Source organism: Neobacillus bataviensis (assembly GCF_019969725.1).
The window spans coordinates 368022-384651 of record NZ_JAHXYW010000002.1; the positions used below are offsets into that span (position 1 = coordinate 368022).

Annotated in this window: 17 protein-coding genes; all 17 read left to right on the top strand. The window is 41.7% G+C overall.

Annotated features, from left to right (window positions below; genetic code table 11):
* Nucleotides 1-216: 216 nt before the first annotated feature.
* Complete coding sequence (locus tag LC455_RS06545; RefSeq protein WP_223589212.1) at nucleotides 217-585, top strand: Gp49 family protein; 369 nt, start codon at nucleotides 217-219, stop codon at nucleotides 583-585.
* Nucleotides 586-651: 66 nt separating this feature from the next.
* Nucleotides 652-1191, top strand: coding sequence for a GNAT family N-acetyltransferase (locus tag LC455_RS06550; RefSeq protein WP_223589214.1), 540 nt, complete (start codon nucleotides 652-654; stop codon nucleotides 1189-1191).
* Between the two features lie 109 nt (nucleotides 1192-1300).
* Nucleotides 1301-1834 carry a sigma-70 family RNA polymerase sigma factor gene (locus LC455_RS06555; protein ID WP_223589215.1) on the top strand — a complete coding sequence of 178 codons (534 nt, stop codon included), beginning with the start codon at nucleotides 1301-1303 and terminating at the stop codon, nucleotides 1832-1834.
* 3 nt (nucleotides 1835-1837) lie between these two features.
* The gene (locus LC455_RS06560) at nucleotides 1838-2248 is read left to right on the top strand and encodes a PadR family transcriptional regulator (protein ID WP_223589217.1); all 411 of its coding nucleotides are present in this window, start codon (nucleotides 1838-1840) and stop codon (nucleotides 2246-2248) included.
* 7 nt (nucleotides 2249-2255) lie between these two features.
* Complete coding sequence (locus tag LC455_RS06565; RefSeq protein WP_223589218.1) at nucleotides 2256-3533, top strand: FtsW/RodA/SpoVE family cell cycle protein; 1278 nt, start codon at nucleotides 2256-2258, stop codon at nucleotides 3531-3533.
* A 176-nt stretch (nucleotides 3534-3709) separates the two neighbouring features.
* Entirely contained in the window at nucleotides 3710-4510 is an 801-nt protein-coding gene (locus tag LC455_RS06570; protein WP_223589220.1) for an alpha/beta fold hydrolase, read from the top strand.
* Nucleotides 4511-4587: 77 nt separating this feature from the next.
* Entirely contained in the window at nucleotides 4588-5379 is a 792-nt protein-coding gene (locus LC455_RS06575; protein WP_223589221.1) for an IclR family transcriptional regulator, read from the top strand.
* A 296-nt stretch (nucleotides 5380-5675) separates the two neighbouring features.
* The gene (locus LC455_RS06580) at nucleotides 5676-6953 is read left to right on the top strand and encodes an MFS transporter (RefSeq protein ID WP_223589223.1); all 1278 of its coding nucleotides are present in this window, start codon (nucleotides 5676-5678) and stop codon (nucleotides 6951-6953) included.
* A 156-nt stretch (nucleotides 6954-7109) separates the two neighbouring features.
* Nucleotides 7110-7646 carry a cupin domain-containing protein gene (locus tag LC455_RS06585; RefSeq protein ID WP_223589224.1) on the top strand — a complete coding sequence of 179 codons (537 nt, stop codon included), beginning with the start codon at nucleotides 7110-7112 and terminating at the stop codon, nucleotides 7644-7646.
* A gap of 128 nt (nucleotides 7647-7774) precedes the next feature.
* Nucleotides 7775-8689 (top strand): VOC family protein, encoded by a 915-nt coding sequence (locus LC455_RS06590; RefSeq protein WP_223589226.1) that lies wholly within the window; start codon nucleotides 7775-7777, stop codon nucleotides 8687-8689.
* A gap of 15 nt (nucleotides 8690-8704) precedes the next feature.
* Complete coding sequence (locus LC455_RS06595) at nucleotides 8705-9496, top strand: SDR family oxidoreductase (protein ID WP_223589227.1); 792 nt, start codon at nucleotides 8705-8707, stop codon at nucleotides 9494-9496.
* Nucleotides 9497-9521: 25 nt separating this feature from the next.
* On the top strand, nucleotides 9522-11210 hold the full coding sequence (locus tag LC455_RS06600; protein WP_440446384.1) for a thiamine pyrophosphate-binding protein: 1689 nt from the start codon (nucleotides 9522-9524) through the stop codon (nucleotides 11208-11210).
* A 6-nt stretch (nucleotides 11211-11216) separates the two neighbouring features.
* Nucleotides 11217-12668 (top strand): aldehyde dehydrogenase family protein, encoded by a 1452-nt coding sequence (locus LC455_RS06605; RefSeq protein ID WP_223589230.1) that lies wholly within the window; start codon nucleotides 11217-11219, stop codon nucleotides 12666-12668.
* Between the two features lie 14 nt (nucleotides 12669-12682).
* Nucleotides 12683-13468: an aspartate dehydrogenase gene (gene nadX / locus LC455_RS06610; RefSeq protein WP_223589232.1), complete on the top strand. Its 786-nt coding sequence runs from the start codon at nucleotides 12683-12685 to the stop codon at nucleotides 13466-13468.
* A 126-nt stretch (nucleotides 13469-13594) separates the two neighbouring features.
* Nucleotides 13595-14899, top strand: coding sequence for an aromatic ring-hydroxylating oxygenase subunit alpha (locus LC455_RS06615; protein ID WP_223589233.1), 1305 nt, complete (start codon nucleotides 13595-13597; stop codon nucleotides 14897-14899).
* A 49-nt stretch (nucleotides 14900-14948) separates the two neighbouring features.
* A complete protein-coding gene (locus LC455_RS06620; RefSeq protein WP_223589235.1) occupies nucleotides 14949-15458 on the top strand; it encodes an aromatic-ring-hydroxylating dioxygenase subunit beta in 510 nt (169 codons plus the stop codon).
* Nucleotides 15459-15821: 363 nt separating this feature from the next.
* Nucleotides 15822-16607: an SDR family NAD(P)-dependent oxidoreductase gene (locus LC455_RS06625; protein ID WP_223589237.1), complete on the top strand. Its 786-nt coding sequence runs from the start codon at nucleotides 15822-15824 to the stop codon at nucleotides 16605-16607.
* Nucleotides 16608-16630: the final 23 nt, after the last annotated feature.

The window sequence follows — 16630 nt, forward strand, 5'->3', positions numbered from 1 at the left end:
GCAGGGGGAGAGTATCTTTGAAGTTGTTAAAAGTGAGGAATTCATCATTACTATTTTAAAATTTAAATTAGAAAACATTAAAATAAGATTAAATTTGGTGTACCTTCCCATGTTGGAAGGTATTTTTTTAATGAAATTGAAATATATAAAAGAACACAGCAGGCTAGCTAAAATGTTTTTTTCTTTGAAAAAATTATTTAAGGGGAGAGCGAAATTATGTTCATAGATAGTATTTGCCCAAAATGTGGAGAGATCAATCACGTAGAGCATAATGGCGAAAATATTCTATTTGTAACCTGTAAGAATCACCACATTTATGATCATATCGTAATCCCTTATTCCCGGACGCATTCGATTAAGGACGATAAGCTCGAAAAATTAGAAGAAATGATCGTCGAGAAAAAGTTTCACCGGATGAGCGATAAATCAACCATCTGTCTGCTTATTTTTAATAATGGCTATGAGATAGAGGGACGCTCGACAGTTCGTGATGTAAAAGATTTCCGTGCTGTGGTTGGTAAAGATAAAGCCTATGAACAGGCGCTAAAAAAAGCAATGGTAGCCCTGGGAGCGTTTTTAGTATAATACATTGTATGAACTGCGATACTTCGATAGGGGGTATCGCAGTTTTTAGAAGGAAAGGAAGATATTATGCTTATCGGTCAGAATATTTACATAAGACCTTTTTCAACAGAGGATGCGGAAAATCTATTAGGATTGCTTCTAGAAAACCGTAGTTTCTTTGAGAAATTTTCAATGGAACGTAATGAGGAGTTTTATACATTAGATTCTCAGATTAGAAGAATTAAGCAATATGAAGAAGATCGTCATAACGATCTAGCCTATAATTTTGGCATTTTTAAAAATGACGGAAAATTAATCGGCACCATTAATCTTTTTCAAGTTTGGCGATTCTCTCTCCAAAGTGCCTTTATCGGTTATTTTTTAGATAAAAAGCAAAATGGCAAAGGCTATACGACAGAAGCTGTGCAGCTTTTGGTCGATTATGCATTCAATGAATTAAAATTGCACAGAATTGAAGCAGGAGTAATGCCACATAATATTGGATCCATTCGTGTGCTGGAGAAATCCGGCTTTCACAAAGAGGGCATTGCCATCAAAAATGTAAAGATAAACGGAAGATGGGAAGACCATCAGGTATTAGCAATTATTGATCCAAATGATAAGTAAATGAGTTAAAACGTTGGGTGAGTACCTAACGTTTTTTAATTTATTAATTCAATTTAAAAACTTCTTTAGGGAGTATATCGTCTATAGTTTAAGAGGGAGGGACGGATCCGTGGAAGAATTAACTGTGGAAATGTTAGATACAGAAGATAAGGAAGCACTTATCGATGAAATTATGAACAGATATGGCCAGGAGGTCCTGAAGCTTGTTTTTTCCTACGTGAATAATCGAGCCATTGCAGAGGACTTGACTCAAGATATATTTGTTAAGTGTTATCAAAGTCTTCATACATATAGCGGTAAAGCGAAACTAAGAACATGGTTATGGCGGATTGCCATTAATCATAGCAAGGACTTTCTGAAAAGCTGGTACAACAAGAATGTTGTTATCACAGAAGAAGAACCGATAAACAATACGACACAAAAAGAATTGGTCGAGCAAACCATAATCCAAAAAGAAGAGGATGATCAACTGATTGCGGCCATCATGAAGCTGCCAGTCAAATATAGGGAAGCCATTTATCTTTATTATTATGAGGAACTGCCAATCAAAGAAATCGCCCAGTTAACCGAAATCGGTGATAACACCGTGAAAACCAGGCTCAGACGTGCAAAGGAACTACTGAAGGTACAATTGGAGGGTTGAAAGATGGAAAATCGATTGAGAAATTTAAAAAAAGCGATGGATCGGAAGACGTTTTCTGAGTTGAACTTCTCCGAAGAGCATCGAAAAAACATTCTAGAAAAAATCAAACGACAAGATGAAAGTGAAGAAACGATCCTTTTAGCAGTCTTGCAGCTACTTGCTCAGGATAGAACAGGTTTTGAATTAACGAAGCTTCTTAGGGGAAGGGGCATTCAAAAGATCGAAGAAAATGAAGGTTTTCTATATACGCTTTTGCATCGACTGGAACAGACCGGCTATTTACAATCAAGCTGGAGCGTTGAAACTGAAGCTAAATATTATCAGCTAACGGATAAAGGGAGAAAAGCGCTAAGGAAGGCTGAAAAGAAGCAGTCAAAGAAACAGTTTGTTTTAAAAGAACTATTAGAGTGGTGAGGCCAAAGTGAAGAATATTAAACATATCTTTTTAAATGAAGTCACCGACCAAATCAAGTCCAAGGAAGCTAAGAAATTTGTTGCCGAGGAATTAGGGTATCATTTGAAGGAAACAAAGAAAATCTGGATTGAGAAGGGACTTCCAGAATCAGAAGCCGAAATAAAAGCGGTTGAGCAGATGGGAAGCCCGGTCAAATTAGGACAGCAGCTGAACAAGCTCCATCGGCCGAAGGTTGACTGGCTGCTAGTAATCCTGTTCGTTACCACTCTGGGTCTCGGATTTTTGCCATTGTTCTCACTTGGTTATATGAATGAAGGGCATTTTTCAACCTTTAAGATTATCATTGCCCTAATCAGCGGTACGGCTGCTCTAGGAATCATGCTGATTGATTATCGGAAGTGGAAAAAGCATGTTTGGGTATTTTACGCCATCGGTATGCTGATTCTTTTGCTGTTAAGGTTTTTTTCAAATACGACGGTCAATGGACTGCTGCTTTTAAGAATTCCACCTATCACAATTGAAAGCCTCATGGCTGTGCCTTTTTTCTTTATTGCCTGGGCTTCGTTTTTGAGTAACACAAGATTGAAGGTTTGGCAGTTTGGAATTCTGTTACTCATTCCTGTGTCTTTCTTCTTGGCTCTTCCAAGTGTTTCAAATACCTATATTTATACCGTCATGGTTTTTGTGATGCTTTGGTGGAGCACATTTAGTCGGAAAACGGTTTTATTCATCTGGGCGTTTGCGTTCAGTTCCCTTTTACTTCTAGGCGTCATATCTTGGAATACTCTTAAGGATTATCAGCTAGTCAGGTTCCTTGCCTTTTTAAATCCTGAAAAATATTATGATGGTGCAGGTTATTTATTATTGAGTGCTAAGGACCTGCTGTCAAAAGCAGGCTGGTTCGGAAACCATTTGGACAAACAAGTTTTTATTCCCGAGGCACATACCAATTTTGTTTTTGTAAGCTTTACCTACTATTACGGCTGGCTTTTCTCCATTGCCCTGGTTGTAATCTTATCCTTATTTGTTGCAAGAATCATTGTGGTTATGAACAAAATCAATGATCCTTTTGGCAAATTGCTTCTGATTGGGGCGGTTGCTCTTTATGGCGTTCAGCTGGGGACTAATGTCGGAATGTCATTGGGCGTTGTTCCTTTGATTTCTATGTCCTTGCCATTCATAAGCTATGGATTAATGCCCACGCTGCTAAATGCGATCTTAATTGGTGTGGTGTTAAGTGTGTATCGCAGAAAGGATATTACATTGAATCAAGGCATTGTATAAAATCGTATTTCATGATTAATAAAAGGGCGTGCACAGGTGCATGCCTTATTTATTTGTGTGAAGCTTTTATGGAAAGTTAGTTAACTTTCTAAAAATTCTGTTGACTTATCTTGTAATTGTTTTAATATGTAAAATATAAAACAATGTTTTGCTTATAAAACACAAGGAGGGAGAATATGGCTTTTTTACAAGTAGGAGATTTACAAATTCATTATGAAATCGAAGGCGAGGGGGACCCGTTAATTATTTTACATGGAATGGGAAACAATTCTCAATCGTGGAAAAAACAATTAAGGGGCTTATCGGAGCATTACACGGTGATTGCGTGGGATGCCCCCGGTTATGGAAAGAGCTCTGATCCAAAAGAGGAATTAAGGGAATTTAGGCAATTTGCTGATGTTTTGAAAGGATTTATCGAAAATTTAAACTATGAATCTGTTACGCTGCTGGGACATTCTATGGGCTCTGCCATTGCCCTTGATTTTTGTTACCGCTTTCCTAAAATGGTGGATGCTTTAATTATTTCTGATGCGACAAGAGGGGCAGCTGCCTTGAGTGAAGAAGAGAATGACCGGAAATTAAAAAATCGATTAAATAACATTGAATCAATGGAACCGAAAGAGCTTGCGGCACTAAGAGTAAAGGAACTTCTTTCCCCAAACCCAGACCCAGAAATTAAGAAAGAAGCAGAAAGAATCTATTCGCAAATCAGGCCAATGGGATTCCGCTCTGTTGCGTATTCCCTATTTCATTTGAATCAAATGGATATTCTAGCTTCTATCTCTGCTCCAACTCTAGTTATTTGCGGTGAATTAGATATCGTAACACCAATAAGTGAGTCCCAGATTTTTCACGAGTCCATAAAGGATTCAAAATTTGTTACCATCCCTGGGACTGGTCATTTATGTTATCAAGAAGATCCCAATCGTTTTAATTCAATCGTCCTGAATTTCCTAAATTCAGTCGTGACCCAATAAAAGTTCCCCGAGGCTTTGCTTAATATTTGGTAAAATTGTAGAATAGTAATTAATAACAATGAGATGGTGAAACGCTTATGGCAAAAGAAGAAAAGGAACGTTATAATGCCAATGCTTTGGTGAGGGGATTGGAAATTTTAAAGCTATTTAGTGAGGAGCGCCCCACTTTATCCTTGGTTGAAATTGCGAAAGAACTGGATGTCAGCAGGACGGTACCGTTCCGATTATTGTATACGCTCCAAACACTTGGATATCTGTATCAGGATGAGCATACTAAGCGGTATAGTCTAACTCCAAAGGTGTTGGAATTAGGATTTGCCTATTTAAGTACATTAAAGCTCCCTGAAATTGCTCAGCCCTATTTAGAAAAATTGAGGGATGAAACTGGGGCATCTTGTCATTTATCAATCTTGGATGGTCATGAAGTTGTTTATGTTGGGAGCGCACCTGTGAGAGGTGTTTCGGCCGTGAATGTGAATATAGGGCTGAGACTGCCCGCACATGCGATTGCTAATGGAAAAGTGCAGCTTGCCTTTCAGCCTCAAGACCGATTAAACCAAATATTATTTGGCTCTAATTTACAACCATATACGGAAAGAACGCAAACTGATTTCATGGAATTTCAACAGGAATTAGCAACGATTCGGAAAGAGGGATTTGCGATTACTAAGGGTGAATTTCACCATGGAATTCAATCGGTAGCTGCTCCTATATTTGAACGCACAGGTCAAGTCATGGCTGCAATCAATGTCGTAGCAACCGAGAAAACATTCAATAGTGAATTTATTGAAAAAATTGCGTTGCCAAAAGTGCTTGAAGTCTCCGAACAACTATCAGGCTTTATGGGTTACCACGCCAAAATAAACTAAAAGGCTTGCGAAATTTCGCAAGCCTTTTTATTATCCAAGTTCAATTTAACGTTTTGTATATAAAACAATTTTTAAATTGTAAAACAAAATTCACATTTTGTGTTGACACAATTTTCTCAAAATTTTAAAATAAACTTAGTAGGAAACCGTGTTTTGTATATAAAACATAGAGCTTTACTACGAATAATAAATAAGGAGGAATAATCGTCCGTTTAGGTCCGCTGAAATGCTGTATACTAATAATAAAATTTTTGAAAGCGTGTTCATGAATATTCAAAACTAAAGGGGGCTATTTGATGCTAAAAGGTAACAAAAGGTGGATTTATATTGCTTTACCAATCTTCTTCTTTTGGTTTTTTGGACAAATTGATAAATTAGGTATTTCTATTATCCAGACGGATCAAGGCTTCTTAAATGATCTAGGAATAACTGGTGCAGATAAGAATGCCAAAATTGGAATGATTACTTTTGTCTTTACCATTTCTTATGCTTTATCCAATATTTTTTGGGGCTTTATTATCGACAAGCTTGGAGCAAGAAAGACAGGTATCCTGGGTCTGACTGCTTGGGCGATTACTATGGTTATTGGAGGGTTATCTACTTCGTATGAGATGTTTATCGTGAGCCGTATCATCCTTGGTATCGGTGAAGGGATGATGATCCCGATTTGCGGAAAGTTTATCTCTAACTGGTTCCATCAGCGTGAACTCGGCAGAGCGCAATCTTCCTGGCTGGCAGGAAACTATTTAGGACCTGCTTGCGGAGCGATTATTTTGACACTCGTGATTGCTACCTTCCATTGGCAGGCTGCTTTTTTCATTTTAGCAGCGTTTAATGTTTTGATTGTACTTCCAATGTTTATTTTCCTTACTCGTGATACTCCTGAAGAACATCCACGACTAGATAAAGAAGAATTAGCTTATATTCGCCAATCAGATTCCAAGGAATCAACGAAAAAACAAAATTTTGTGCAGGATTTCCGTTATTGGATTGTCTGGTTTGGCATGTTAGTGGCATCATTTTTATTTTTCGGTATTAGTATTTGGCTCCCTACTTATTTAGTCGGCGCGAAAGGGTTCACAAGAGAAGCAATGACAGGAATCACCTCTTTATCTTGGCTTTTTGCTTTAGGATTCGTCTTAATTTGTGGCTACTTATCGGATAAAACAAGGCGTCCAGGTTTACTTGCGACTATTCTGTTTCTTTTGACGACGTTATTTTTAACAGCGGCAATTCTTTCTCCACAACCTGTTATGGCAGGAGTATGTATGGGGTTAGCAATGGGAGCACAGGGCGGTGTATTCCATTTAAGTAATTTATTTATTGTTAAATTCTCTACTCCTGAAACAGCGGGACGTGCTGCTGGTTTGATGGGCTTTACCAACATTCTTGGCGGGTTTTCAAGCTATATCATGGGATGGATGGTTGATATTTCTGGAGGGGATTTCGGACCTTCGATCGTCATGTTGATTATCGCAGCTTCGCTTGGATTCATTGCCTATCTGTTTACCTTAAAGAAAGAAGCTTCAGAGCTTAAGCTTGAAAATGTACCACCTAATCGCATAACCGTTTAAATACGTTTAAAACGTTACGTATATAAAACATAGTTTTAAAAATATAATTTTCTCAATATTTTTAATTGACAATTATAATATTGGGATTTATTATTGGTTTATAAAGAAAACATTGTTTTATATATAAAACATATCAAACAAAAGGAGTGCTGGAAAATGTCTGAAGAAAAATTTTCAGTAGAAGCATTTGAGAAAAAATATGTAGCGAGACTAAAGGATCGCAGTCTTGATTGGAACGTCTTAAAGTTCCAGGAAGAAATCGACCCAAAATATAAGAGAGCACAAATGCGCTATATCGGCCGCGGTGCAACCGCTAACAATGACAGCAATGTGATCGCTGCAGAACACTTTACGTTAAGCACCATGGTATTGCCTGCGGGCTGCGAAGGTCCGCTTCATTTACATGATGATGTAGAAGAAGTGTTCTTTATCTTAAAAGGAAGTGTAACCGCTCTTATTCAGGAAGAAGGCAAAGAGGAAGTTCATGAAATCGTTTTAAACGAAAGAGACTGCATCAGCTCACCTCCTGGCGTTTACCGCGGAATCCGCAACGACAGCGATGAAGAGGCTCTCATGCTTGTTATGCTTGGAGCCGTGAAGCCGAACCTTCCTACTTATCCGAAGGGAAGCGCATTAGAAGAGCTTCGCATCCAGCGTGCAAAAGAAAGAGAAGCAATTATTAACGGAAAATAAGATTAGGCAGGGTTTCCATACTCAAACTCCCTGATTACCTAGGAATTTCTTCGTTGACAGGGATGGTCCACTTACCTTATAGGCGGGATCATCCCTGTTGACTTTCAAAAGACTTTGGAGGTGGCGAGATGTTAGGCATTACACATTTACGGCATATCAGCTTAATCACTCCGGTGCTGAATGAACAGGCTGATTTTTATGAAAAAATCTGGGGATTGGATAAAGTATCTCAGGATGATCACTCGGTTTACTTCCGCGGGGCAGGTCCTGAAAATCATATATTAAGTCTCCAAGCCGGTGAAAAAAGCGGCTTGCACCATATCGCATTTGGCATGGTTGATAAAAATGCAGTCGACCGGGCAGCGGAAATTCTGACTTCAAAGGGTGTCAAAATTGTTTCCGAACCGGGCTACCTGGATGAAGAAGGAAGAGGCTACGGTCTGCGCTTTGTTGATCCGGAAAATCGCTGCATCGAATTATCGGCCTATGTGGAAATGCATACGACGATTTGGAATAAGAAAAACGTCGACCCGGTTAAATTGAACCATGTGGTGATGAATACGAAAGATCTCGACATGATTGTCGATTTTTATACAAATGTCCTTGGGTTTAAAGTAACCGACTGGAGCGAGCATCAAATGGCGTTCCTGAGATGCAACCGAAAGCACCACTCGATTGCTTTTAATCAGGACCAGCATGCTTCTGTTAACCATATCGCTTATGAAGTGGACACAGTCGATGAGGTGATGAGAGGAATCGCCAATGTAAGAAAAGCAGGCTATCAAGAAATTTGGGGCCCTGGGCGCCATGGTCCCGGGAATAATGTTTTCTGCTACTTCCAGGATCCAGCGAAGTTTGTCATGGAGTATACGTGTTATTTGGAAACAGTTGAAGATGAGGCCGAATGGGTAGCGCGTGTTTGGAAACGGGTGCCACATCTGATGGATCAATGGGGAATTGCCGGACCTCCTAAACCGGAAACACGGGCAGCGATGGCTGGACAGCCGGATCTAGGCTGGGTCAAAGCAAAAGAATTGGTGTAAAGGAGGGGTGCCACGATGGATTTAGGATTAAAGGATAAAGTAGCTGTCATAATGGGAGGAACCTCTGGAGTCGGATTAAAAACAGCGGAAATGTTCCTTCAGGAGGGGGCTAAAGTAGCGGTCTGCGGCAGAAACCTCGAGCGGAAGGAAAAAGCCTATGATTATCTTCTGCAAATTGGCTCCATAGATTCCATTTATGCGGCAACATGCGATGTAACGAGTAAAGAGGATGTCAACGAGTTCATCAACGGGACAGCAGCCCATTTTGGCGGGATTGATATCCTTGTGAATGCAGCAGGACAAAGTGTCATGGGGTACTTTTTTGATGTGACGGATGAACAATGGGAGCAGCAAATTCAATTGAAATACTTTGCCATCATTTACGCGGTGAAGGCGGTTCATCCTTATTTGGTCGAGCGGGGCGGCGGCAGAATCATTAATATCAATGCTACCTTAGCCAAAGAACCGGAAAGACATATGATTGCTACAGCAGCTACAAGAGCAGGTCTACTAAATTTAAGTAAGACCCTTTCCCAAGAGCTTGCTTCCGATAATATTTTAGTTAACTCGGTTAGCTTAGGTTTGATACGTACCGATCAATGGGAGCGGCGCCGATTGAAAAATGCTCCTGAAATAAAAGCGGAAGATTATTATGGAGACCTCGCGAAAAAGAGAAATATTCCGCTGGGAAGAGTAGGGGAAGCAGAGGAAGTAGCCAGTGTGATTTTATTTTTAGCCTCAGAGAAGGCAAGTTATGTATCGGGTTCCACGATTGAAACAGCTGGAGCGCTGGGGAAAGCGCTTTAATTTTCGAAAAAGGCAGGAATAGATGATGAGTGAACAAAAGCAAATGGAATTTACAACAGCAGATGCAGTAGTAAAGGAACTTGTTCGTGCCGGCGTGGAAGTAGCTTTCGGCATTGTCAGTATCCACAACATGCCAATCTATGATGCGATCCTTCGCGAAGGGAGCATTCATTTAGTCTGTTCCCGCGGTGAGAGCGGCGCGGCCAATATGGCGGACGGCTATGCTAGAGCGACAGGGAAATTAGGTGTAGTGATTACAAGTACGGGAACGGGATCAGGGAATGCCGCAGGTTCTTTAATTGAAGCATGGGCAGCAGGGGTACCGGTTCTTCATCTAACCGGTGAGGTGGCTTCATCTTATCTAGGAACTGGCAGGGGATATATCCATGAATGTAAGGACCAGTTGTCGATGATGGAAGGGTGCAGTAAAAAAGCGGTCCGTTTAAGAAGGCCTGAGCAGGCAGCGGCTGTTGTCAGGCAAGCGATTCAGGACACCTTTGCCTATCCGGCAGGACCTGTAACGCTTGAAATCCCCATTGATTTTCAATCTGCTATTATCCCAAATTATCCGATTGATGAAATCAGAACAATGGCTCCATCTAATCAAACCCTTCCATATTTGCCTGAAGAGGCATTAACGAAAATCTCCCAAGCCCGCCGTCCGGTTATTTGGGCAGGAGGAGGAGTGATTACATCCGGTGCATCAAAAGAAGTTCAAGAGCTGGCAGAAAAGATTGGAGCGGCTGTCATCACAAGCCAGTCTGGAAAAGGAAGTATTCCAGAAGACCATCCTCAGTGTATCGGTCACTTTGCCGCATATGAATTAACGAAAGACCTGTTGAAAAAGGCCGACTTGTTGATCAGTATAGGTGTTCGATTTAGAGGGAATGAAACCTCCAATTGGAAAGTCACTGTTCCAAAAGAACACATCGCCATTGATGCCGACTGGCTGGCAATCAATCGAAACTATGAAGCAAGCTATGGGCTATTAGGGGATGCCAAACAAATTTTACAAGGGTTAAATGAAGAATTATCTAATACATCTATTGTTCCGGATTCTGCTTATCTTGATGAAGTACAGTCCGTTCGGGAAGAATTGCGTACCCAGTTAAGAGCCACACTTGGGCCATATGAACAAATCCTAGATGGCATGCGAAAAGTACTGCCGCAAAACACGATTTTAGTCCGCGATGTCACCGTTCAAGCGAATGTTTGGGGCAGCCGCCTTTTTGAAATCTATGAACCTAGGACATCAATTCACGCATCTGGAGGCGGAATTGGTCAAGGGCTGCCAACTGCGATTGGTGCGCAAATGGGCTTCAAGGATCGCCCGGTTGTCCTGATGGCAGGTGATGGCGGGTTTATGGTTAATGTCGGCGAAATGGCAACCGCCGCTCAAGAAAAACTGCCATTAATTATTGTCCTGTTTGATGATGCAGGTTACGGGGTGCTTCGAAATATACAAAGTGCTGCTTATGGACGTCAAGTGGCTGTTGATCTGATGAGCCCTGACTTTGTGCTGTTAAGTCAATCAATGGGATTTGAAGCATCACGAATTGGATCACCAACAGAGTTTGTTACAGAGCTCGAGAAGGCAGTAGAAAGTAAGAAGCCAACCATGATTGTGGTCGACATGGAAGCGGTTGGACCAATGGCGAAACCATTTGGAGGTCCTCCGGGCGCTGCAGATGCTTTCAAGCCAAAGAAGTTATAAGGAGGAATGACAGTGATCTCAACATATCCATCTGTTTCTGGTAAATACCTGATCGGCGGAAAATGGATTCAAGCGGAAAAAACAACAAATGTCATCAATCCAGCCAATACGAGTGAAGTGGTCGGCGAAGTGGCTTTATGTTCAAAGGAGGACGTAGACCAGGCGGTGGCCACAGCAGCTAAAGCCTATGAAAGCTGGTCGCAAAGTAAAATTGATGACCGGGCAAACCGGATGCAGCTGGCAGCTGAGGAGATTCGTGCCATCATTGAAGAGAATGTTAGTTTGCTAGTCCGCGAGAATGGTAAGGTCTTAATTGAAGCGAAAAAGGATTTACTCCGATGTGTCGATATTATGAAGCAAGGGGCAGAGGAATTACTAGAATGGTGGCAGCCTGAAAGCCTGCCTGGGAATCAAAAGGTGCAAATCCGCAAGCGTCCGCGGGGTGTTGCCGCGATCATCTCGCCTTGGAATTCACCGATGATTCTGACCTTTAAGCGGGTCATTCCGGCTGTTCTGACTGGAAATACGGTCGTTGTGAAGCCGGCAACCAGCTGTCCATTAACAATCATGACATTTTTAAAAGTCGTCGCTTCCTATTTTCCAGATGGGGTCATCAATGTTGTGTCAGGCTCTGGAAGTGTGATTGGAGATGCGCTTTGTTCGGATCCAAGGGTTCGCACGATTGCATTCGTTGGAAGCACGGAAACGGGGAAGGAAATTATGCGCGCCGCCAGCGGCACCGTAAAGAAACTGTACATGGAGCTTGGTGGGAACGATGCTGCAATTCTTCTTCCGGATGTAAATTTGGATGATGAAGCAATCAAGCGTCTGCGTTTTGGAGTTCTTCGTGCGGCAGGGCAGGTGTGTTCAGCGATTAAAAGGATTTATGTGCACGAATCTAGATATGAGGAAGCGGTTGAAAAATTAAAGAAAGAATTCAGCCGTATTCGGGTTGGAAATGGGATTCAGCCTGATGTGGAAATGGGGCCATTAAATAATAAGTCCCAATACGACTATGTTAACGGCCTGATCAAACGAGCAGCTGAATCAGGAGCTAACGTCATAGCAGGAGGCATTCAGCTGGATCCGGAATCATGGGAACAAGGTTATTTTATTATGCCGACTATCATTACCGGTGTAGAGCAAACAAGTGAAATCGTTCGGGCGGAACAATTCGGCCCTGTTATCCCAATCCTCCCGTTTTCCAATATCGATGAAGTCGTGAAGCTTGCCAATGACAGTGAGTTTGGTTTACGGGCGTCTGTTTGGACAGAAGATGAAGCGCTTGGCGTGAAATTGGCGGACCGCTTGGAAGCTGGTGCCGTATTCCATAATAACCATACCGTGTTCCAAGACCTTCATCTTGATTTTCCTGGTCTCAAAGAAAGCGGGCTTTCCCGTGAAACCAGACATTGCGGGCTGGAATATTTCGCAGATTCTTATGGTTTGGCCAACTAAAAGGAGGAAACCAGATGAAAATAGGGTTAATTGGCGGAGGAAATATTGGTAAGTTTCTTCTCCAAAGCATCAATATCGATGGTCTCCTTCCGGGAAGTAAAATTGTTGGCCTTTACACAAGGAACCAACAAACCGCCGTACAGCTTGCCGCGCAGTTTGGGACAGAAAGTTTTGCAGGTCCTGTATCCTTGATTCAGTCAACTGACATTGACCTTGTGATTGAAGCGGCGACGATTCAAGTGGTGAAGGATTATGCAGCGGACATTCTTTCAAGCGGAAAAGACTTAGTGCTTAGCAGTGTCGGCGCGTTAGCCGATGTGGATTTTTATCGGCAGCTCGAAGAAATTTGCCAAAAAAACTGCACAAAAATATATTTGCCATCAGGGGCGATTGGCGGATTGGATATCCTGAAGGCAGCTAAATCCATTGGCGAGCTGGAATCGGTTTCGATTGTAACAAGGAAGCCACCGGCGGCCCTGCCAGGTGCTCCTGCTGACTGCGAACAAGTGATGTTCGAGGGCTCAGCTCATGAGGCGATTGAATTGTTTCCGAAAAATATTAATGTATCAATCATTTTGTCCTTAGCGGGCTTGGGTACGGATAAAACGGTAGTTAAAATTATATCGGATCCAGCAGTTCGGAAAAACAGCCACTCGATTGAGGCCGCTGGGTCGTTCGGAAAATTATCTCTGGTTGTCGAGAATGATCCAATGCCGAATAATCCAAGAACAAGCTACCTCGCTGCCCTTAGTGTCTTGTCAGTTTTGAAAAATAAAGATGCGGTGGTCAAGGTCGGATAAGTGCTAGAATGAAAATGGGAATGTTCATTTATAATAAGGAAGAAAACAGGGGAAACCCGAAGATTTTTGAAATCATTCTCCTGTAAAAATAAGATACAAGAATTTAGTACTTAGGGGGAATAGGCTATGATGAAAACAAACATAAATCTTGAAGAAATGTCTCAGCAAGATGCGATTGAATACTTAAAAGAATCCGTTCAGCCAGAAATGGGCGCAATTCCTGCCTCACTTCTAGGTGACCCAAAGATTTATGACATTGAGCATAAAAAAGTATTTTTAAAAACATGGTTGTTTATCGGACATGAATCTGAAATTCCAAACAAAAATGATTTCATTACAAGGGACCTTGCTGGTTATTCGGTGATTATTTCCAGAGGTTCAGATGGCGAAATTCGCGGCCTATATAATATGTGTACCCACCGCGGTATGAAGCTTTGCCGGGCCGATGCAGGAAATAAATCTTCGTTTACCTGCCCATATCATGGCTTTAATTTTAAAAACAATGGAGATTGTATTGGGGTACCGCTGCAAAAGGATATTTATGGCGGGGATTTCGATAAATCTGGATTAGGGCTTCATAAAATTAAAATCGAATCCTATAAAGGTCTTTTGTTCGGCACATGGAATGATCAGGCCGAACCTTTAGAAGACTTTTTGGGTGAATTTAAATGGTATCTCGATATTTTAGCAGGCCGGGCCGAAATGGAGGTCGTGGGGCCGCCCCAACGATTCGTTATTCATTCGAACTGGAAAATAGGTGCAGATAATTTTGTCGGCGACTCTTATCATACGATGGTTACTCATGGTTCCATTGTTAAATTGGGAATGGTCCCAAGTGCCACCTATTCCAAAAAAGGCTATCAAATCCATACAACCAATGGGCATGGCTTAAATCTCGGCACTCCGAATCCTGATTTTGCTTTTCCGGAGGAACTAAAAGAAGAATACAAGTCTAATTTAACAGATGAACAGTATGATGTTTTGTGCAATCTAAAAAATATGATTGGCAATATTTTTCCGAATCTATCTTTCTTAATTTCCCATACAAAAGTCAAAGGCCAGTTGATTTCGAACACTTCTGTTCGTCTATGGAGACCGATAAGTGTCGACAAGATGGAGGTCATTACTTGGTTGTTAGTGGAGAAGAACGCTTCAAGCGATTGGAAAAGACGTTCCCGTGAGTCGTTTATTTTAACATTCAGTCCTTCAGGAATTTTTGAACAGGATGACACAGAGGTATTTACGGATATTACCGCTGCCGCGTCTGGTACGATGCCATTGGTTAAACAGCTGACTTTTAACTATACGATGGGCTTACATCGCAAGCCTGTAGAGGGTTTCATTGGGCCGGGGGTTGTTTATGATGATAAATTCACAGAGGCCAATCAAAGAAACTTTTATCGCTACTGGCTTGATCTAATGACTTCTTAAGGTATTTTTGAAGTAAGCGAAGATAAAAAAAGTATAAGGAGGAGTCATGATGAGTTTAGAGAAGATGCTGGCAACCTATGAATTTGAACAATGGTTATATTTAGAAGCGAAACTGTTGGATGATATTGATTTTGATGGATGGTTCAGCATGCTGCACCCTGATATTTCTTATTCCATGCCGGTCAGGGTCAACAAGGAAGGGATCGAACGCCCTGATTATTCTTTAGATATGTTTGCTTTTTATGACGACATTGAATTATTGAAAATACGCGTTGATCGATTAAAAACGGATTACGCTTGGGCTGAAATCCCGCCATCAAGGACACGAAGGTCTGTCAATAATGTCCGCCTTCTTGAGTATGTACCAAATGATAAAGCTGTTGTAAACAGTTATTTGACCATCTATCGGAGCCGGAGCACCGATATCCACCACGATTTAATTTCAGGGGAACGTCAGGATGAATTTACATTCGTAGACGGGGAATGGAAGCTGTCCAAGCGCGTCTTCATCGTCGACCAAACGACTTTAAATACAAGAAATCTGGCTATTTTTGTTTAATCGTCAAAGTGATTTGTCGTGATTCTTGGATAAAAAGACGATTACTCTCGCATAAACGGAGTTAACTCTCGGATAAGCGGCAATTACTCTCGAAAGCAAAACTTACTCTCGGATAGAAGTCAATTACTCTCGGATAGGCGGAGTTAACTCTCGGATAAGCAGCATTTACTCTCGAAGACAAAACTTACTCTCGGATAGATGTCAATTACTCTCGGATAAGCGGGGGTAACTCTCGAATAAACTGTATTTACTCTCGAAAACAAAACTTACTCTCGGATAAACGGTATACTCTCGGATAAGCAGTATGTACTCTCGGATACCAAACTCTAAAATTAGCAGTTTTAAATAGAAAGGAGCGCCCTGATGGATCAGCTTAGCGGAAAATCAATTTATTTGACTGGAGGTGCCTCCGGTATTGGAAAGGCAGTCACCGAGGCATTTGTAAAGGAGGGCGCAACCGTCACCATCCTCGATAAATCGGCCGCTGGATTACATGAACTTAAACAACAATTGGGTGACAAGGTTCAATGTATCGAAGGCGATGTGACGGTCTATGAGGATCATGTTAGGGCAGTCCAGAGAGCGGTTGAAACTTACGGTAAATTGGATGTTTTTGTGGCCAATGCCGGCGTATTCGACGGCTTTGCCAAGTTTGAAAATGTTACACCAGATGCCATGTCGGATGCATATGATCTGTTGATGGATATCAACGTAAAGGGTTATTTTAACGGAGCAAAAGCCAGTGTAGAAGAGCTGAAGAAAACGTCCGGGAATATGATTTTCACCGTTTCCGGCGCAGGCTTCTATCCCGATGGCGGCGGGGTTTGGTACACCGCAAGCAAGCATGCTCAAATTGGATTAATGCGCCAATTGGCGTTTGAATTAGCGCCAGAAATACGTGTGAATGCGGTGGCGCCAGGAGGAACGTTAACGGCACTGCATGTCATTCCGCCTTTACAGCCCTTTGTCAAAATAGTCGATAACGAAACAAAAGAGAAAAGCATTAAAAAGCGGAATCCGCTGCAAATTGCGATGAAATCTGAAGATCATGTTGGCGCCTATATCCTGCTTGCATCTGATCAGGCACGCGCTATTACGGGTGAAGTGATTTCAAGTGATGGAGGACTGGCTGTTCGCGGTCTGGGATAGGGGGGTGGTTGCCACCGCCCAAT